The organism is Pseudofrankia sp. EUN1h (genome assembly GCF_001854645.1).
In the GTDB taxonomy this organism is placed as follows: domain Bacteria; phylum Actinomycetota; class Actinomycetes; order Frankiales; family Frankiaceae; genus Pseudofrankia; species Pseudofrankia saprophytica.
Genome location: NZ_MBLN01000025.1, coordinates 38,756 through 57,270, shown reverse-complemented (window position 1 = coordinate 57,270; position 18,515 = coordinate 38,756). Strand labels below are relative to the sequence as shown.

Below are 18,515 nucleotides of genomic sequence, written 5' to 3'. Positions count from 1 at the left end.
CCGAGGGAGGATCGTCGCAGCACTGAGCCGTCCGCGCCGCCTGATGTTGCCGCGATCGCGGCAGTGGGAACCCGGGCGAGCCCGAGCTGGGACGGCTCCCTACGCTTCGGCCGGGGCCGCTTTGTTGGGGAACGGGCGGTCCTGACGGAGCGGCTGGTCTCGCCGGCCGGGGCATGGGGATGGGGAACGCGGATGCGGGCGGGTCGGGAACGGGTGCGGGCGCGGGTCATGGCGGCCATGGCGGCGGCGGGCCTGGTGCTGGTGTTGGCGGGTTGCGGGCTGCTGGGCTCGGGCTCCGAGGATGACGCGGCGACGACGGGCCAGCCGTCCGCCCCGGCGACGAGCGAGGCGCCGGTGGCGGCGGCCACGGCGGCGACCGCCGCGCCGCTTCGCGCGGCGGATTTCATCCTCACCAACGACTCGGGGTTCACGGGGTTCACGCCCGCGAGCGGCGCGACCGGCGCCGATGCCGGGGCCACGCCGTTCGCCGAGTTGGCGTCCTGCCTCGGGGTGTCGGCCGCCGACGTGGCGGACGAGTCGACCGACCGTGCCCAGAGCAGCCACCTGACCAACAGCGGCACCGGTACCACCATCTGGTCGGACGCCCAGGTAGTGCCGGCCGGCCAGCTCGACCGGGACACCGGCCTGCTGCGTCACCCCCGCTTCGCCGACTGCGTGGCCGCCCAGACCAAGAAGGACGCCGTCGCCACGCTTTCGGCCAAGTACGGTGCGGGCGGCGTCTTCGACACGGAGGCGGTGACCCGCGACGGCGCGCCCCTGCCCGCGGGCGCGCTGGCTCGTACCTCGGTGGTCGTGCTCGCCGGTACCGCCAATGGTGGCCAGGCCCAGCTGTTCTACGACACCATCTACCTGGGGTCGGGTCAGGTAGAGGCGCAGCTGCACCTGGTCGGCTCGATAGATCCGCCGAGCGAGGATCTGGTCAGCGTGGCCGCGGCCCAGCTGGCGGCCAAGCTCGGCCAGAGGTAGGCAGGGGAGGGCGCCGTGGTTGGAACGGCGGGGACGCGGCCATCGGGACGTGCCCGGCGCGTCGGCGCCCTCATCGGCGCGTTGATCGTTCCGCTCGTCCTGATCGGATGCACGGACGGGAGCCCGTCCGGTGGCGTCTCCACCCGCGAGGCCGGCGACACCGCGCCGCCGCTGTCGCCGACCGCGTCGCCGAGCGCGAGCGCATCGGCGGCCACCGGGTCCGGCTCGCGCCTCGACCTGCGTGCCGTCAACTTCGTGCTCACCGCCGGGCCGGACACCCCTGGCTTCGCCTCGAAGCCCAGCTCGAAGGACGACTACCGGGAGACTCCGGACGACGACTTCGCCAAGTGCCTCGGGATCACGGCCGCCGACCTCCAGGACACGTCCACCGACACGGCCTACGGTCCCGAGCTCACGGACGCCGCCACCGGCCTGTCGGTCAGCTCGGTCGCCTCGATCGTCCCGGCCGGCACCCTCGACCGGGACGTGAAGATCCTGCGCAACCCGCGCTATCCCCGATGCACCGCCGAGTCGTTCCTGGCACAGCAGCGCGCCGACCTCCCCTCCATGGAGATCGTCTCGGCGGGCCCCGGGCCCGTGCTGCCCGGCGTCCTGGGCAGCACCTCGCTGGTCTTCCGGGTGAAGGTCGACGACCTGGCGCGCGCCGGGGGCGGGGCTGGAGGCGGCGTCGTCACCGCCTCCTGGCCCGGCGCCGCCGAGCGCGCACCGCTGACCATCGAGATCTACTACGACGTGTACTACGCCGGTAAGAGCAGGGTGGAGACGATGGTCCACGTGGTGGGCTACGTCCACCGACCGGACCAGAACCGGATCGCTGCCGCCGTCGCCCAGGTCGTCGGCAAGATCGCCCGGCAGGGCTGACCCGGCCGGAGCCGCCGATCCCGCCAGCGGGCTGATCTTGACGGTCGCGGTGCTAGGCCACGCGCCCGCGCGCTGTGGCCCAGGCCGTCGCGATCTCGGTGGCGACCCTGACGTTGCCGCGGACCACGGCGAGGTTGACCTCGAGGCTGCGGCCCGCGGTCTCGCGGTGGAACGCGGCCAGCAGGAACGGGGTGACGGCCTTGCCGCGCAGCCCGGCGCGTCCCGCCGCGGCGAGCGCGTCGGCCAGCACCCGGTCGTGCAGCTCCCGGTCCAGCGCCTCGGGCTCGGCGACCGGGTTCGCGACCACGACCGCGCTAGACGTGCCGAGCCGGTCGGCGGCGGTCATCACGGCGCTCACCTGTTCCGCGTCGTCTACCCGCCAGTCCAGCCGGTGACCGGTGCTCGGCAGGTAGAAGCCGGGAAAGTCGGCCGTCCGCCAGCCGAGCACGGTGACGCCGAGCGTCTCCAGCCGCTCCAGGGTCGCGCCGACGTCCAGGATGGACTTCACCCCGGCGCAGACGACGGTGATCGGGGTCGCGGCCAGCGTCGGCAGGTCCGCTGACTCGTCGTAGCTGACGGAGCCGGATCCCGCGGCCGGGTCGCCGGCCCCGGTCCCAGCCGCGGCCCCGGCCTCGTCTCCGGCGGCGCGGTGCACGCCGCCGAGGCCGCCGGTCGCGAACACCCTGATCCCGGCCCGGGCCGCGAGCCAGGCCGTCGAGGCGACCGTGGTGGCGCCGGTGCGTCCGAGCGCCCCCGCCGGGGCGAGGTCGCGCACCGATAGCTTCAGCACCTCGGACCCGTCGGCGGTGATCCGTTCCAGGTCGGCGGCGTCGAGCCCGACCGTCGGTACGCCGTCGAGGACGGCCACGGTCGCCGGTACCGCCCCGCCCGCGCGGACCAGCTGCTCCAGCTCGCCGCCGACCTCCCGGTTCCGCGGTGCCGGCAGCCCGTGCGCGAGCAGCGTCGACTCCAGCGCCACCACCGCCCGCCCGTCGGCGAGCGCGTCCTGTACTTCGGCGGACACCTTGATATCGGGCATGACTCGACCATAGTGGCTGGGTTGCGGTGGAAGCGCCCTTGACAGCGGATCTCGGCTGGGGGACCGCGCCGAACCGTGGTGGCCGGTGCCGGAAATTCATGGTGGCCGGTGCCGGAAATTCATGGTGGCCGGTGCCGGGAATTCGTGGTAGCACCATTGTCGGGTCGTCGAGTTCCTTCTCGATATTTCTTCTGGGTGTCGATGGAAGGTCGCCACCTGCGTCCTGACCTGCCGAGTGTCGACGGTCACAGGATTCATCGCCAAAGGAGGGCGTGACATGTCCGCGTGCTGACGGATGCGTCGGACGGGTGACAGCGGAAAACCGTTCCCTTTCGCGCCGGCGCCATTAGCCTGAATTACATGAACACAGCGGTTATGAGTGGCCGCCACCGTAAGGGGCGGCGTTTTCTCCCGGTCGCGCTGACCGCCGCCGCGGCGGTGCTCGCGACCACGCTGGCCGCGTGCCAGAGCGACGGCGCATCCGTCGTCACCCCGGCCAGCGCCATCCCGTCCGCCAGTGCGGCGCCGACGACCCCCGTCACCCCGTCGCGGGCTCCGCTGCGCGCGGCCGACTTCGCGCTCGACGCGGGCCCGGAGACCAGTCGTTACTCGATGGAGCCGGACCCCGACCAGGGCGAGAACTCGATCCTCGGCGGACCGGTCGCCGACTGCCTGCACCTGACGCAGGCCGACCTGGGCCCGGTCGCCACCGATCACGCCAACGGCCCGGTCTTCACCGACGACGAGGTCGGCACGAACATCCGGTCGTTCGCCTCGGTGTTCGCGTCGGTCGACACCGTCGCCGCGCACCGCGGCCTCGTCCGCGACGACCTGTTCCCCGGCTGCTGGGGCAAGGCGCTCGTCGACGAGACGGACTCGGACGACTTCGCCGCGACCCTGACCCACACGCAGACCGCCACGCCTCCGCCCGGGGCGACCGACCGTATCCAGATCGAGCTGGACACGTACTCGGACGGTCAGGAGATCATGATGTACTGCGACATGGTGATCATCTTTACCGGCCGGGTGGAGACCGCGATCTTCGTCGTGAACCCGTTCGAGCCGATCGACGAGGCCACCCTGACCAGCCTGACGTCCCAGGTCGAACACAAGGTCGCCCAGCAATAACACAGGCGATGGGCGGACTCGCGTCGGCAGCGGCGCCGACGCGCACGGGCCGGTGGGACAGTGTCGTCCCACCGGCCCGTGGCCGTCTCGGGGTGTGCCGTGCATCGGGTGGGCCCGTGCCCGGGGGGCACCCGCGCTCGGGCCCGCCGGGTCACAGCGTCTTCTGGGCGGCTCCCGTCGGCACCGCCGGGTGCACCGTCAGGCCGCGGCCGTCGGTGGCCAGGTCGACGATGACCTCGTCGCCGTCGTGCACCTGGCCGCCCAGCAGCTCGCGCGCGAGCTGGTCGCCGATCGCGGTCTGCACCAGCCGGCGCAGCGGACGGGCGCCGTAGACCGGGTCGTTGCCCTCGTCCGCGAGCCAGCCCTTGGCCGCGTCCCTGACCGTCAGGGTGATCCGCCGGTCGGTCAGCCGCCCGCGCAGCCGGTCGAGCTGCAGGTCGACGATCCTGGTCAGGTTCTCCTTGTCGAGCTGGTCGAAGATGAGCACCGCGTCGAGCCGGTTGACGAACTCCGGCTTGAACGCCTCGCGCACCGCGACCTGGACCATGCTCGCCCTGGCCTCCGGCGACAGCATCGGGTCGGCGATGTACTGCGAGCCCAGGTTGGACGTCAGCACCAGGATCGTGTTGCGGAAGTCGACGGTCCGTCCCTGGCCGTCGGTCAGCCGGCCGTCGTCGAGCACCTGCAGCAGCACGTCGAAGACATCCGGGTGGGCCTTCTCGACCTCGTCGAGCAGGATGACGCTGTACGGCCGGCGCCGGATCGCCTCGGTCAGCTGGCCGCCGGACTCGAAGCCGATGTAGCCGGGCGGAGCGCCGATCAGCCGGGCCACGGAGTGCTTCTCGGCGTACTCCGACATGTCGATGCGCACGACCGCGCGGTCGTCGTCGAACAGGAAGTCCGCGAGCGCCTTCGCGAGCTCGGTCTTGCCGACGCCCGTCGGGCCGAGGAACAGGAACGAGCCGGTCGGCCGGTCCGGGTCGGAGATGCCGGCGCGGGCCCGGCGCACCGCGTCCGAGACGGCTCGCACGGCGGCATCCTGCCCGATCACCCGGGCGTGCAGCTCGTCCTCCATCCGCAGCAGCTTGGCCGTCTCGCCCTCGAGCATCCGGCCGGCGGGGATTCCGGTCCAGCTCGCGACCACCTCCGCGACGTCGTCCGGCCCGACCTCCTCGTTGAGCATCGGCTCGCTGCCCGCCGCGCCGGCCCCAGCGCCGTCCGCCTTTCCACCCAGCGCCCCGGTGGCCTCGGCGAGCCGCTTCTCCAGCGCCGGGATGGTGCCGTACCGCAGCTCGCCGGCGCGCGCGAGGTCGAGGTCACGCTCGGCGATCTCGGTCTCCCGGCGGGCGTTCTCCAGCTCCTCCTTGACCTTCTGCACCTCGCCAATGGCGTTCTTCTCCCGCTGCCAGCGGGAGGTCAACGCGGAAAGCTCCTCCTTCTTGCCGGACAGCTCGCGGCGTAGCCGGTCGAGCCGGGCCTTGGAGGCGTCGTCGCTCTCCTTGGTCAGCGCGAGTTCCTCGATCTCCAGGCGGCGTACCGCCCGCTCGAGCTCGTCGATGGCGACCGGCCGACTGTCGAGCTCCATCCGCAGCCGGGACGCGGCCTCGTCGACCAGGTCGATGGCCTTGTCCGGCAGGAACCGGGCGGTGACATAGCGGTCGGAGAGGGTGGCGGCGGCGACGATGGCGGCGTCCGTGATCCGCACGCCGTGATGAACCTCGTAGCGCTCCTTGAGGCCGCGCAGGATGCCGATGGTGTCCTCAACCGACGGCTCACCCACCAGGACCGGCTGGAAGCGGCGCTCCAGCGCCGGGTCCTTCTCGATCCGGGTGCGGTACTCGTCGAGCGTGGTCGCGCCGATCATGCGCAGCTCGCCGCGGGCAAGCATGGGCTTGAGCATGTTGCCGGCGTCCATCGCGCCCTCGGCGGCGCCGGCGCCCACGACGGTGTGCAGCTCGTCGATGAAGGTGATGATCTGGCCCTCGGCCTCGCGGATCTCGTTGAGGACCGCCGTCAGCCGCTCCTCGAACTCGCCGCGCAGCTTGGAGCCGGCCACCATCGAACCCAGGTCGAGCGAGACGATCCGCCGGCCGCGCAGCGACTCGGGCACGTCGCCGTCGACGACACGCAGCGCGAGGCCCTCGACGATCGCGGTCTTGCCGACGCCCGGCTCGCCGATGAGCACCGGGTTGTTCTTGGTCCGCCGCGAGAGCACCTGGATGACCCGGCGGATCTCGGCGTCCCGGCCGACGACCGGGTCGAGCTTGCCGGCGCGGGCGCGCTCGGTGAGGTCCAGGGAGTACTTCTCCAGGGCCTGGTAGGAGCCCTCCGGGTCGCGGCTGGTCACCCGACGGGCGCCGCCGCGGACCTTCTCGATCGCGCCGCGCAGCGTGTCGGCCGTGGCGCCGGCGGAGACGAGGGTGCGGCCCGCCTCGCCGCCCTCCTCGGCCAGCGCGATCACCAGGTGCTCGACCGAGGTGTACTCGTCGCCCAGCCGGCCGGCCTGGCGCTCGGCGTTGTCGAGGACGGTGATCAGCTGACGGGACAGCTGTGGGGGCGAGACGCTCGCGCCGGTCGCGTGCGGCAGCCGGCTGACCGCGCTCTCGGCCCGCTGGCGGACCGCGTCGACCGACGCCCCGGCCGCGGCGACCAGCGCGCTCGCGACGCCGTCCTGCTGCGCCAGCAGAGCGGTGAGCAGATGCAGCGGGTCGACGAGCGGCGAACCGTCGCCGGTGGCGCGGGAGATGGCGGAGGACAGCGCCTCATGGGAGCGGGCGGTCAGCCGGTCAGCGTTCATCTGGTTCCCCACGGTCGTCGAACGGGCTGAGCAATCCTGAGTCTATCTCACTCAACTTTCGTTGAAGCTCGGATGTTCCCATGGCCAAAGGGGTGGAACGTCGCCTCGCGACGTCCACCCCTTTGTCTCAGCGGCGCGGGCCGGGACGCCAGACGACGATCGCGCCGCGGTCGACCGGGACCAGGTCGCGTCGATGGCTGGCGTGCGCCTCCGCGACGCGGCGGTCGGCCTCGTGCCGGGTCCTCACCAGCTCCTCGTGCAGCTGGCGAACCTCGGCCTGCAGCGCGAGCACCTGGGCGCCGAGCCGGAGGATCTGGCGGATGCCCTCCAGGTTGACGCCCTCCTCCTGGGAGAGGCGCTGGACTTCGCGCAGCAGCGCGACATCGCGCGCGGAGTACCGCCGGCCGCGCCCGGCGGTCCGCCCCGGCGTGACCAGGCCGAGCCGGTCGTAGGACCGCAGCGTCTGCGGGTGCATGCCGGCGAGCTCGGCCGCGATCGAGATCACGTACACCGGCGCGTCGTCGTCATGCGCCGGCCCCGGAAGGCCCGGCAGCGGGTATGCGGGCCGCGCAGTGCCCCCGCTGGCGGTCGGTGTGTCACCGGGCTCCGCCCGGCCGCCCCGGCGGCCGGCCGCGCCAGGGCCGTCCATACCGGTGGCATCCCCGCCGGGGGCTCGGTGCCCGGTGGCACCCGGCGTCGGCGGGTCGGAGACACGGTGCGCTCGTGGGTTCATCTGCCTGCCTCATTCCCCCTGGGCCGACGGACGCCGCCGACCAAGTGCCTCCCCCGAGACTGGCGAAAGTCGCCGCGGATCGTGCCCGCCATGGCGGGCACCACCCGTGAGCCGCGGCCCTGCTGGGCCGCCGTTGGTCAGATCTGCCCGAACTGCTCCAGGAGCGCCTCGCGCGGGTCACCGGGATGTGCCAGCGCGAACTCCTGCAGAGCGGTCCTGGCCTTCGGGGACAGGTCGGTGGGCTTCGGGACCGCCACCTCGACGGTGACGATCAGGTCGCCGTGGCCGCCGTCCGTCTTCGGCACGCCGCGCCCCTTGGCCCGCAGCCGCCGCCCGCTGGAGGTGCCAGGTGGAACCTTCACGGTCAGCGGCGCGCCGTCCAGAGTGGGCACCCGCACCGACGCGCCCAGCGTCGCCTCGGTGAAGGTGATCGGCACCGTGATGGTCAGGTTCGGGCCCTCGCGGCCGAACACCGGATGCGGCTGGACGTGCACGGTGACCTCGAGGTCGCCCGGGCTGCCGCCGCGCTCGCCGGGGCTGCCGCGCCCGCGGACCTTCAGTCGCTGGCCGTCGGCGACCCCCGCCGGGATCCGGATCCGCTGCTCGCGGGCACGGCGTCCACTGCCCTGGCAGTCCGGGCACGGGTGCTCGATGATCTGACCGACGCCCCGGCACTCCCGGCACGGCTCGGACAGCGCGAACCCACCCTGCGAGCGGGAGATGACCCCGAGCCCGCGGCAGACCGGGCAGGTCCGCGGCATCGTCCCCGGCCGGGAGCCGACGCCGTTGCAGGTCGCGCAGGTCGCGGCGCCCGGGATGCGGACCGTCGCCTCCAGGCCGGTCAGCGACTTCTCGAACGGAATCGTGACCTCGGCCTCGATGTCGCCGCCGCGGCGCGGTCCCCGACCCTGCGAGGACCGCTGGAAGATGTCACCGAAGCCGCCGAGCAGGTCGTCGAGGTTGACCCCGCCCTGGTTGCCGAAGCCGCCGTAGCCCCCGGGACCGCCGTAGCCGGCGCCCGGGGCGCCGTGCCCGGGGGCGCCTGGGCCCCCGGGGAAACGGCCGGACTGGAACGAGGCCCTGGCTTCGTCGTACTCGCGTCGGCGGCGCTCGTCGGAGAGGACGTCGTACGCCTCGGAGATCTCCTTGAACCGGGCCTCGGCCTTGGCATCCCCGGGATTCTTGTCCGGGTGCAGCTCGCGGGCCAGCTTGCGGTACGCCTTCTTGATATCCGCGGCCGGCGCGTCCTTGGGAACGCCGAGAGCGGCGTAGTAGTCCTTCTCGACCATGTCGCGAACACTCACGGCGCCCCTCCTTTCTTCATGAGACGGGGCTCACCTGTCAACGCTGGGGCCGCCGCCCCCCGGGCCGGGAACACTGCCCGTGTCGTCGGGAACCGACCCGTCCGCGCCGTTCTCGTCCGCGGGCTCGGCCGGTGCCTCCGGCTCGTCGACCGGCTCGGCCACCGCGACCTGCGCCACCCRCAGGACCCGGCCGCCGTACGAGTAGCCGGCCCGGAAGACCTCGACGCAGGTCGTCGAGCTGACGTCGCCGCGGTACGAGTGCATCAGCGCCTCGTGCAGCAGCGGGTCGAACTCGTCGCCGGCGGTGCCGAACCGCTCCAGCCCGACCCCCTCCAGGGCGGTCTCGAGCGACTCGGCGACCGCCTTGAAGGGGCCTTCCAGATCGCCGTGGTCACGGGCGCGACCGATGTCGTCGAGGGTGGGCAGCACCGCGCCGAGGACCCGGCCGGTCGCCTGCTCGGCGATCAGCTGGCGGTCCCGCTCGACACGGCGGCGGTAGTTGTCGTATTCCGCCTTCAGCCGCTGCAGGTCGGCGGTGCGCTCCTGCACCGCCGCGTTCAGCGACTCGATCAGCGCCAGTGTCTCGGCGTCCGGGCCGGCGCCCCCGGCGGCGGAGGCCGCCGCCGGAGAACCGGTGCCCGCGCCCGTGTGGGCGCGGACCTCCCCGCTGGTGGGGTCGATGCGTCGACGGTCCCGGACCACGACAGGAGGCTCCTCGTCTCGGCCTGACGCCCGGCCCGCGTCGTGGGCAGAGCTCACTGCTTGCCCTCCTCGTCGACGATCTCGGCGTCCACCACGTCGTCGTCGGCCGGGTTGCCGGCCGCCGGGCCGCCAGCCGCGCCGCTCGCCTGTGCCTGCTCGTACATCGACTGGCCCATCGCGGTGCTGGCCTTGCCGAGCTCCTCGGTGGCGGTCCGGATGGCGGCGATGTCGGTGCCGGCCACAGCGCCTCGCAGCGTCGCCAGCTTCTCCTCGACGTCGGTCTTGATGGTGGCGTCGATCTTGTCACCGTTCTCGGCGAGGAACCGCTCGGTCGAGTAGACCAGCGACTCGCCCTGGTTGCGGGTCTCGGCCTCCTCGCGGCGGGTGCGGTCCTCCTCCGCGTACTGCTCGGCGTCGCGGATCATCGTCTCGATGTCGTCCTTCGGCAGCGCGGAGCCGCCGGTGATCGTCATCGACTGCTCCTTGCCGGTGCCGAGGTCCTTCGCCGAGACGTGCACGATGCCGTTCGCGTCGATGTCGAAGGTGACCTCGATCTGCGGCACGTTGCGCGGCGCCGGCGGCAGGCCCGTGAGCTCGAACATGCCGAGCTTCTTGTTGTAGACCGCCATCTCGCGCTCGCCTTGGAAGACCTGGATCTGCACGGACGGCTGGCTGTCCTCGGCCGTCGTGAAGATCTCCGAGCGCTTCGTCGGGATCGTGGTGTTGCGCTCGATCAGCTTGGTCATGATGCCGCCCTTGGTCTCGATGCCAAGCGACAGCGGGGTGACGTCGAGCAGCAGGACGTCCTTGACCTCGCCCTTGAGCACGCCGGCCTGCAGGCTGGCGCCGACGGCGACGACCTCGTCCGGGTTGACGCCCTTGTTCGGCTCCTTGCCGCCGGTCAGCTCGCGGACCACGTCGACGACGGCCGGCATCCGGGTGGAACCGCCTACGAGCACGACGTGGTCGATCTGGCTGACCTTGATCCCGGCGTCCTTGACGGCCTGCTGGAACGGGATCTTGCAGCGGTCGATCAGGTCCTGCGTCATCCGCTGGAACTCGGCCCGCGTCAGCGTCACGTCCAGGTGCAGCGGGCCCTCGGCCGAGGCGGTGATGTAGGGCAGGTTGATCGAGGTCTGGCTCGACTGCGACAGCTCGATCTTGGCCTTCTCGGCGGCCTCCCGCAGCCGCTGCAGGGCCATCTTGTCCTTGCCGAGGTCGACCCCGTGCTGACCCTGGAAGGTCTTGATCAGGTGGTCGGTGACCCGCTGGTCCCAGTCGTCACCACCGAGGTGGGTGTCGCCGTGGGTGGCCTTGACCTCCACCACGCCGTCGCCGATCTCCAGCAGGGACACGTCGAACGTGCCACCGCCGAGGTCGAAGACCAGGATCGTCTGCTCCTTCTCGCCCTTGTCCAGGCCGTAGGCGAGCGCGGCCGCGGTCGGCTCGTTCACGATCCGCATGACGTTGAGGCCGGCGATCTCGCCCGCCTCCTTGGTCGCCTGCCGCTGGGCGTCGTCGAAGTACGCCGGAACGGTGATGACCGCGTCGGTGATGGTGTCACCGAGGTACGCCTCGGCGTCCCGCTTGAGCTTCTGCAGGATGAAGGCGCTGATCTGCTGGGGCGTGAAGTCCTTGGTGTCGACCTTCATCTTCCAGCTGGTGCCCATGTGGCGCTTGACCGACCGGATGGTGCGCTCAACGTTCGTGACCGCCTGCCGCTTGGCGACCTCGCCGACCAGGACCTCGCCGTTCTTCGCGAAGGCCACGACCGACGGGGTCGTGCGCGAGCCCTCGGCGTTCGCGATGACCGTTGGCTCACCACCCTCAAGCACGCTCACGACGGAGTTCGTGGTGCCGAGGTCGATGCCGACCGCTCGTGCCATGTCTGTGTGCCTCTCGATCTGATGGCACCGCCGCACGGAGTCCCGTCGGATCAGCGACCGGATCCCTGTCGGATCGGCCAGGCCAACCCGGGAGGTCGTCGATCTGGAGGCACGCCGTGTGCGGAGCCGCCGTTAAATGTGCTGTTGTACTCGCCCGTACTCGCCAACCGCCGAGCGAGGCCCGCGGGCCGCCGAGTCCCTGGCCGAGCGGAGCTCGACGCCGGGGCCTGGGCGGTCGGGCCGCTCCGCGGCGAGGCCCGGAGCCGCGCCCGGTGGGAGTCGCGGCCATCGGAAGCCGACTGGGTGCCAGCTAACACGGTGAGCCGCTCGGGTCGGGTAGGTTGAGTGCGGATGGCTCAGGATCGTCGTAGCCAGGATAGCTCGTCGAACCTGAGTCGTGTTGGCTCAACCTATCGGAGTCGACTTCTCTTCCCGGCAGCTACCCGGCACAGCGGGCACGCCAAACACCCGGCGCGGCCCGAGAGGTGGCCGGCCGGCCGAGGCGGGAGTGTCGTGCCTCAGGCCTTCTTGGGACCGTCTGAGCCCTTCGGGGGAGCGGGCGGCTCCTGCTCGGGACGGACAGCGGCGAGGCTCGGCCGGCCGCCGCTCGACCGGCGGCCACGGGGGCGCCCCGCGGACCGCAGTGACGAGATGTTCCCGCCGGTGGACTCGGGGGGCTCGGTGGCGCGGGGCAGCGGTGGCCCGGCGGCGTCACCGCCGTGGATACCGGTGTCGTCGGCATCGAGGCCCAGGCCGACGTCGTCGAGCAGGCCCAGATCGGCGTCGATCTCGTCCACCCCACCGGGGATGCCGGTCCTGGTGAAGCCGTCTGCCTGGCGGGACAGCTGAGCCTCCAACGACGCCAGCCGGTCGAGCAGGTCGGAGGCGTCGCCGTCGCGTTCCCGGATGGTGTGCAGCGTTTCCATCAGCATCAGCCACTGGTCGCGGTGCAGCGTGACCTGCTCGATGGACCGGTTGTCGACGAACGCGGGGAACAACGTGTGCGCCGCCGCCACGACCTGCTTGACCTCGGCCGGGTTGAGCCGGCGAGGCCGGCCACGCGCCCAGTCGACGATCCCGCGGATGCTGATGATCGTGACCCCGTTGACGGCGCCGTCCTTCCACAGGACGTCCGCCTCGACCATGACCAGGACCGGGCTCACCGGAATCTTCACCAGCGGGACCTCGGCACGCAGCTCGGTCTTGATCTGCTCGGCGAGGAAGGCGGCCCGCTCGATCGCGCCCGTGAGCGGCTCGCCGTCGATGCTGGCGACCTTCTTGGTGTACCGGACGACGCCCTTGCCCGGCTCGCTGCTGAGGATCAGTACGCCGGCCGGGCCGACGAGCAGGTGGCCGACGACCGCGTCGGCGCTCGGCAGCCGCATGTCGTGCATGACCACCCAGCCATGCCGGCGCAGGCGGGCGAGGGCGCGGGCCGTCTTGCGTTCCGCCTCGGCGCCTATGCGCAGGGTCTCGATCTCTGTGTCGCCGCCGAACGCGGACACGACGATGACGCCGCTCCAGCCAGCGACGATCAGTACGAATATGCCGACCGCGAAGCCACCGGGCAGGCCGACGCCGAACGCCAGCACCAGGCTGACGAGCAGGGCGACCGGCACGGATTTGGCCAGCGAGCGTGGCAGCACCCGGCCGAGCCGGTCGCGCCGCACCAGTGCCCGATGTTCACGGGCACGCCGATATTCGGAGTAGAGGTACTGACCGGGGCGCCCGGTCTTGTTCGCCGTCGCCGCCCTGGTGATCGTCGCCATCGTGCCCACCGTGGTTCGCAGGGGTGTTCAACGGAGGTCGGAGCCCGCGTCGGCGCGGCACCGCGCGGCCGGACCCGGACAGCACGCCGCTGGCGTGGTTCATCTTGCGGCCCGTGGAAGCGTGCGCACAAGCCTCGACTGACCAGGAACAGGCTGCGCCAGGAGCTGGGGCGTTGTCGCGCCGAAGGCCATCGTCGGGCGGGCCAGTGGTCGCGCCGGCTGGTAGCCGGCAGGCAGGCGCCGGTCAGCGGCCATAGCCCCGTTCCCTCCCTGTATCGCAGCCGCTCCCTGGATCGCTGCCGCCCTGGGGGGCGCGGCGTTGCGCGTGCCGGAACCGCCGGCGACTGGCCTCGGCTCACGGCGGACCACGACCTGGCGGCCCGCGCGTGCCGACGGCCCGGTGCCGCTGGCGGTCGGACGCGCCACGTGGCCAGGGTGGGGCGGACGGTGCGGAGAGTGCTGATTTCGGGACTTCTGTGCCACCGAGCGTAGCAGCGCGCCGAGGGATGGTGTGGGCGAACTGGTGATCCGTCCTCCMCGAGGCCACGCCCCCGCGAGTGCCGGCCCGCGGCCCGCTGACCTGGCCGCCAACGAGATCAGGAACGGGTCGGGCGGGTGCGTCATCCTCTCGGATCGCCGCCGGACGGATGCCCGGGGTGGCGGGGTGCGTGCGGCCGGGCGGCGGGCGATGTGTCTGAGTCGGTCTCGATTGGGGAGAAGGAATTCGTGCCGGACGGACCACGCCGTGGCAGGGTCGGGGATGCGGCGGTCGTCGAGGAGGGCGCCAGGGCCTGGGCGCCCTGACGGACCTCCTGACGGGGTAGCCGTGGATGATCGAGGCCGGGCCCGACTCGCGGTCGGGATCCTGGCGGAGTTTGGTCCGGCGTCGTGCGGTGCTGGTGGCGCGGGACACTCTGGACCACAAGTTACCGAGCAGTACGAGTAGGCTACGGCCCGTTCGCGGAGCCATAGGAGGAGCTAGTGAGAATCGCGATCGGTGGGGCGATCACGCTGATCGCCCTTGCGGTGGCCGGAAGGCGATTCTTCTGGCTGTTCACGCTGATCCGGACCGGACAGCCGGCCCAAGGGCGCCTCGACGACCTCCCGACCCGGGTCTGGAGCGAGATCTCCGAGGTCGGCGGGCAGCGCAAGCTCCTCAAATGGTCGGTGCCCGGCATCGCGCACGCGCTGACGTTCTGGGGCTTCACGGTCCTGATCCTGACGATCATCGAGACCTTCGGTGGCCTGTTCGACGACGACTTCCACATCCCGCTGTTCGGGCACTGGGCCGCCATCGGGTTCCTCGAGGACTTCTTCGCCGTCGGCGTGCTGGTGGGCCTCGCGACGTTCACCGTCATCCGTATCCAGCGGGCGCCGGCGCGCCTCGAGCGCAAGTCGCGCTTCTATGGCTCACACCTCGGCCCGGCCTGGGTCATCCTGGGCATGATCACGTCCGTCATCGTGACGCTGCTGATCACCCGGGGCGCCCAGTGGAACACCGGCAACCTGCCGCAGGGCCAGACGAAGTGGGCCTTCGCCTCCTACGGCGTCAGCAGGATCTTCTCCGGCCTCTCGCACGACGCCAACGAGGCGATCGAGACCGCCTTCCTGCTGCTCAACCTGGCCATCGTCATGGGCTTCCTGGTGCTGGTGGCCTACTCCAAGCACCTGCACATCTTCCTGGCGCCGATCAACGTCATCCTCAAGCGGGAGCCGAAGGCGCTCGGCGCGCTGGGCACCACGCCTGACATCGAGACGCTGATGGAGGAGGACGAGCCGATCATCGGCGCGGGCAAGGTCGAGGACTTCTCCTGGAAGGCGATGCTCGACTTCTCCACCTGCACCGAGTGCGGCCGCTGCCAGAGCCAGTGCCCGGCCTGGAACACCGGGAAGCCGCTGTCCCCGAAGCTGATCATCATGGACCTGCGCGACCACCTGTTCGCGAAGGCCCCGTACCTGCTGGCCGGGAGCACCGCCGAGGAGCGCGACGCGGCCGCGGAGAAGCTGGCGAAGAAGAAGGCCGTCACCGGCGTTTCCGAGGACGGCTCGGAGGAGCACACCGTCCACCACGTGCCCGAGTCCGGCTTCGGCCGCGTTCCCGAGCCGGGCAAGGCCCAGGCGGAGCGCCCGCTCGTCGGCACGGCGGAAGAGGGCGGGGTCATCGACCCCGACGTGCTGTGGTCGTGCACGAACTGCGGCGCCTGCGTCGAGCAGTGCCCGGTGGACATCGAGCACGTCGACCACATCGTCGACATGCGCCGCTACCAGGTGATGATCGAGTCGGCGTTCCCCTCGGAAGCCGGCGTGATGCTGCGCAACCTGGAGAACAACGGCAACCCGTGGGGCGTCTCGCCGCGCAGCCGCACCGAGTGGACCGATGGCCTGCCCTTCGAGGTCAAGATCATCGGCGAGGGCGAGCAGATCCCGGACGACGTCGAGTACCTCTTCTGGGTCGGCTGCGCCGGTGCCATCGAGGACCGGGCGAAGAAGGTCTCCCGTGCCTTCGTCGAGCTGCTGGACATGGCCGGCGTCTCGTTCGCCATCCTCGGCTCGCAGGAGTCCTGCACCGGCGACCCGGCGCGCCGCCTCGGCAACGAGTACCTGTTCCAGGAGATGGCCAAGGCCAACATCGAGCTGCTGAACTCCACGGGCGTCAAGAAGATCGTCGCGACCTGCCCGCACTGCTTCAACAGCCTGTCGAAGGAGTACTCGGCGCTCGGCGGCACCTGGGAGGTCATCCACCACACCCAGCTGCTCGGCAGGCTCGTCGAGGAGAAGAAGCTGGTGCCGCTCACGCCGATCGAGTCGTCGGTGACCTACCACGACCCGTGCTTCCTCGGCCGGCACAACAAGGTCTACACCCCGCCGCGCGAGATCCTCGAGGCCATTCCGGGCCTCCGTGGCCAGGAGATGCACCGGTGCAAGGAGCGCGGCTTCTGCTGCGGCGCCGGCGGCGCGCGGATGTGGATGGAGGAGAAGATCGGCACCCGGGTCAACACGAACCGGGTGGAGGAGGCCCTCGGCCTCGACCCGGACGTCGTGTCGACCGCGTGCCCGTTCTGCATCGTCATGCTGTCCGACGCGGTGACGGAGCAGAAGCTCGCGGGCAAGGCGAAGGAGACCGTCGAGGTCCTCGACGTCTCCCAGCTCCTCGCCCGTTCCCTCGCGCCGTCCACCGACGGCGCCGGAGCCCAGGCGGCCACCACCGGCTGACCGGCTGACCGGCGGCCGGTGAACCCGGCGGCGAAACCGAACGGACGGGCCCGGCGCGAGCTTCTCGCGCCGGGCCCGTCCGCGTTCGGCGGGTGAGCCACTCGCTCCCCGCCCAGTCCCGGACCGCTCGCGAACTTTCATACAGGGGTTGATGTGAGTGGATGATCGGCTTACAGTCGGTTCAGCATTCTGACCAGGCGGTCGAAGTACTGAACCGACGGTTCAAGTCAGTGAACGGATCGTCTGGCCGCCACGCTGACAGGGCGGTGTTCCATGACTGTTCAAGCGTCGTCGGAGGCGGGTGGGCCTGCCTTAGCCGGCCTGGGCCCGCGACCAAAGATCCGGGCCGTCGGCACGGAGCGGAAGTTCGGCCGCGGGGCCAGGACGGTCCATGCGCTCGGCCCGCTCGACCTGGCGGTCGGTGACGGCGAGTTCGTCTGCGTCGTCGGGCCCTCCGGCTGCGGGAAGTCGACCTTCCTGCGGATCGTCGCCGGCCTGGTCCGCCCGACCGGGGGAACCGTCGAGGTGCGGGCCAGCTCCCCGAACCCGGCCGCGATGATCTTCCAGGACTACGGCATCTACCCGTGGAAGACGGTCGAGGCGAACGTCCGGTTCGGTCTCGACGTGCGCGGCGTGCCGCGCGGGGAAGCCCGGGATCGGGCGCGAACCTGGCTCGAGCGGATGGGGCTCGCGGAGTTCGCGTACGCCTACCCACACCAGCTCTCGGGCGGCATGCGCCAGCGGGTGTCGATTGCCCGGGCCCTCGCCGTCGAGCCCGAGATCCTGCTGATGGACGAGCCGTTCGCGGCGCTGGACGCACAGCTGCGCACCATCCTGCAGGACGAGCTGCTCGCCATCTGCCAGGCGGAACGGCGCACGGTGCTCTTCGTGACCCACAGCCTGGAAGAAGCGATCGTGCTGGGCGACCGGGTCGTCGTCATGAGCGCGCGGCCGGGCCGGATCCTCGCCGAACGGGTACCGCCGTTCCCGCGGCCGAGGTCCGCCGAGGTCCGCGAGTCCGCCGAGTTCGCCGCGTTCCGCGGCGAGCTGTGGACGTTGCTGCGCGGCGAGGTGGAAACCGGTGCGCCCGCGGCCATCGCCGCCACCGCCACCACCGCCGCCACCTCGTGGGCCGGCGTGGCCGGGCCACCGGCCACGCCGAAGGGAGCCTGACGATGGCGGGGACGCGGGCCTTCGCGGCCGAAGAGGTACTCATCCGGGCACCGGGACGGGCCGAGCGGGACCCGAGCGGCACGGCCCACCGCCGCGCAGTCCTCGAGATCGGCCTCGCCGTCGGCGTGCCGGTGGTCCTGCTTGGCCTCTGGCAGGCGGCCAGCGGCCTTGGCTGGATCGACTCGCGGCTCTATCCGTCGCCCACCGACATCGTCCGGACCGGCGGCCGAATGCTCGGCCACGGCCAGCTGTGGGACGACATCTGGCACACCACCTTTCGCGTGCTCGCCGGCTTCGCCCTCGGCACGCTGGCCGGCGTGCTGTTCGGGCTGGCCATGGGCTCGGTCCGGCTCATCCAGGTCGCGCTCGAGCCCACCCTGGACGCGTTGTACGTCGTGCCAAAGCTCGCGCTGCTGCCCATCTTCCTGACGATGTTCGGCCTCGGTGAGGGCCCGAAGATCGCGCTCGTGGCGGTGACGGTCTTCTTCTTCGTCTGGATCTCGACGATGTCGGCGATCATCGCCGTGGAGGACGGCTATCGCGAGGCGGGCCGCTGTTTCGGCGCGAACAGGTGGCAGATGTTCCGCCATGTGCTGGTCCCGGCCGCGCTGCCGCAGATGTTCGTCGCGATGCGCGTCGCGGCGGGCGTGGCGTTCCTCGTCATCATCGCGGCCGAGTTCATCGTCGGTGACGACGGCCTCGGCTATCTGATCTTCCAGTCGCGGACGCTGTTCATCAACGACCAGATGTTCGTGGGCATCGTGGTCGTCGCGCTGGAGGGCGTGCTCTTCGCCGAGCTGGTCCGGCTGGTCGGCCGCCGGGTGACCAGGTGGGCGCCCGCGGACCAGGAACGCGCCCGCGGCTGACCCCCACCGGCGCCGCGCCGACGCGGTCGCCGCTCC

General features: G+C 71.6%; 13 protein-coding genes. 6 read left to right on the top strand and 7 right to left on the bottom strand.

Going from position 1 to position 18,515, the window contains the following annotated elements; translation table 11 throughout:
• Positions 1–192: 192 nt before the first annotated feature.
• A complete protein-coding gene (locus BCD49_RS06760) occupies positions 193–987 on the top strand; it encodes a hypothetical protein (protein WP_007511033.1) in 795 nt (264 codons plus the stop codon).
• Positions 988–1,002: 15 nt separating this feature from the next.
• Positions 1,003–1,869, top strand: a complete 867-nt coding sequence (locus BCD49_RS06755) for a hypothetical protein (RefSeq protein ID WP_007511032.1) — start codon at positions 1,003–1,005, stop codon at positions 1,867–1,869.
• 52 nt (positions 1,870–1,921) lie between these two features.
• Here the strand turns inward: BCD49_RS06755 and BCD49_RS06750 are convergent, their stop codons facing one another.
• On the bottom strand, positions 1,922–2,908 hold the full coding sequence (locus BCD49_RS06750; RefSeq protein ID WP_007511031.1) for a pseudouridine-5'-phosphate glycosidase: 987 nt from the start codon (positions 2,906–2,908) through the stop codon (positions 1,922–1,924).
• 375 nt (positions 2,909–3,283) lie between these two features.
• Between BCD49_RS06750 and BCD49_RS06745 the strand changes: the two genes are divergently transcribed.
• On the top strand, positions 3,284–4,036 hold the full coding sequence (locus BCD49_RS06745) for a hypothetical protein (RefSeq protein ID WP_007511030.1): 753 nt from the start codon (positions 3,284–3,286) through the stop codon (positions 4,034–4,036).
• 151 nt (positions 4,037–4,187) lie between these two features.
• Here the strand turns inward: BCD49_RS06745 and clpB are convergent, their stop codons facing one another.
• From clpB to BCD49_RS06715, 6 genes are all read right to left on the bottom strand, one after another.
• Positions 4,188–6,833, bottom strand: coding sequence for an ATP-dependent chaperone ClpB (gene clpB, locus BCD49_RS06740; protein ID WP_007511029.1), 2,646 nt, complete (start codon positions 6,831–6,833; stop codon positions 4,188–4,190).
• A 127-nt stretch (positions 6,834–6,960) separates the two neighbouring features.
• Positions 6,961–7,566, bottom strand: a complete 606-nt coding sequence (locus tag BCD49_RS06735; RefSeq protein ID WP_007511028.1) for a heat shock protein transcriptional repressor HspR — start codon at positions 7,564–7,566, stop codon at positions 6,961–6,963.
• Between the two features lie 137 nt (positions 7,567–7,703).
• On the bottom strand, positions 7,704–8,870 hold the full coding sequence (dnaJ, locus tag BCD49_RS06730) for a molecular chaperone DnaJ (protein WP_007511027.1): 1,167 nt from the start codon (positions 8,868–8,870) through the stop codon (positions 7,704–7,706).
• 30 nt (positions 8,871–8,900) lie between these two features.
• The gene (gene grpE / locus BCD49_RS06725) at positions 8,901–9,572 is read right to left on the bottom strand and encodes a nucleotide exchange factor GrpE (RefSeq protein ID WP_083401304.1); all 672 of its coding nucleotides are present in this window, start codon (positions 9,570–9,572) and stop codon (positions 8,901–8,903) included.
• Positions 9,573–9,625: 53 nt separating this feature from the next.
• Positions 9,626–11,458 (bottom strand): molecular chaperone DnaK, encoded by a 1,833-nt coding sequence (dnaK, locus tag BCD49_RS06720; protein ID WP_007511025.1) that lies wholly within the window; start codon positions 11,456–11,458, stop codon positions 9,626–9,628.
• A 518-nt stretch (positions 11,459–11,976) separates the two neighbouring features.
• Positions 11,977–13,227 (bottom strand): nuclease-related domain-containing protein, encoded by a 1,251-nt coding sequence (locus tag BCD49_RS06715; RefSeq protein ID WP_007511024.1) that lies wholly within the window; start codon positions 13,225–13,227, stop codon positions 11,977–11,979.
• Positions 13,228–14,208: 981 nt separating this feature from the next.
• Here BCD49_RS06715 and BCD49_RS06710 point away from each other — a divergent pair.
• The 3 genes from BCD49_RS06710 (at position 14,209) to BCD49_RS06700 (ending at position 18,479) form a co-directional block, all read left to right on the top strand.
• Entirely contained in the window at positions 14,209–16,440 is a 2,232-nt protein-coding gene (locus BCD49_RS06710; RefSeq protein ID WP_007511023.1) for a (Fe-S)-binding protein, read from the top strand.
• 273 nt (positions 16,441–16,713) lie between these two features.
• Positions 16,714–17,613 carry an ABC transporter ATP-binding protein gene (locus BCD49_RS06705; RefSeq protein ID WP_007511021.1) on the top strand — a complete coding sequence of 300 codons (900 nt, stop codon included), beginning with the start codon at positions 16,714–16,716 and terminating at the stop codon, positions 17,611–17,613.
• A gap of 2 nt (positions 17,614–17,615) precedes the next feature.
• A complete protein-coding gene (locus BCD49_RS06700) occupies positions 17,616–18,479 on the top strand; it encodes an ABC transporter permease (RefSeq protein WP_007511019.1) in 864 nt (287 codons plus the stop codon).
• The last annotated feature ends 36 nt before the right edge of the window (positions 18,480–18,515 follow it).

Excerpts from the sequence above, each read along its gene's own strand:
- BCD49_RS06705 (WP_007511021.1), top strand. The coding sequence starts at position 16,714 with ATGACTGTTCAAGCGTCGTCGGAGGCGGGTGGGCCTGCCTTAGCCGGC.
- BCD49_RS06745 (WP_007511030.1), top strand. The coding sequence starts at position 3,284 with ATGAGTGGCCGCCACCGTAAGGGGCGGCGTTTTCTCCCGGTCGCGCTG.
- BCD49_RS06760 (WP_007511033.1), top strand. The coding sequence starts at position 193 with ATGCGGGCGGGTCGGGAACGGGTGCGGGCGCGGGTCATGGCGGCCATG.
- BCD49_RS06735 (WP_007511028.1), bottom strand. The coding sequence starts at position 7,566 with ATGAACCCACGAGCGCACCGTGTCTCCGACCCGCCGACGCCGGGTGCC.
- BCD49_RS06700 (WP_007511019.1), top strand. The coding sequence starts at position 17,616 with ATGGCGGGGACGCGGGCCTTCGCGGCCGAAGAGGTACTCATCCGGGCA.
- clpB (WP_007511029.1), bottom strand. The coding sequence starts at position 6,833 with ATGAACGCTGACCGGCTGACCGCCCGCTCCCATGAGGCGCTGTCCTCC.
- BCD49_RS06715 (WP_007511024.1), bottom strand. The coding sequence starts at position 13,227 with ATGGCGACGATCACCAGGGCGGCGACGGCGAACAAGACCGGGCGCCCC.
- BCD49_RS06750 (WP_007511031.1), bottom strand. The coding sequence starts at position 2,908 with ATGCCCGATATCAAGGTGTCCGCCGAAGTACAGGACGCGCTCGCCGAC.
- dnaK (WP_007511025.1), bottom strand. The coding sequence starts at position 11,458 with ATGGCACGAGCGGTCGGCATCGACCTCGGCACCACGAACTCCGTCGTG.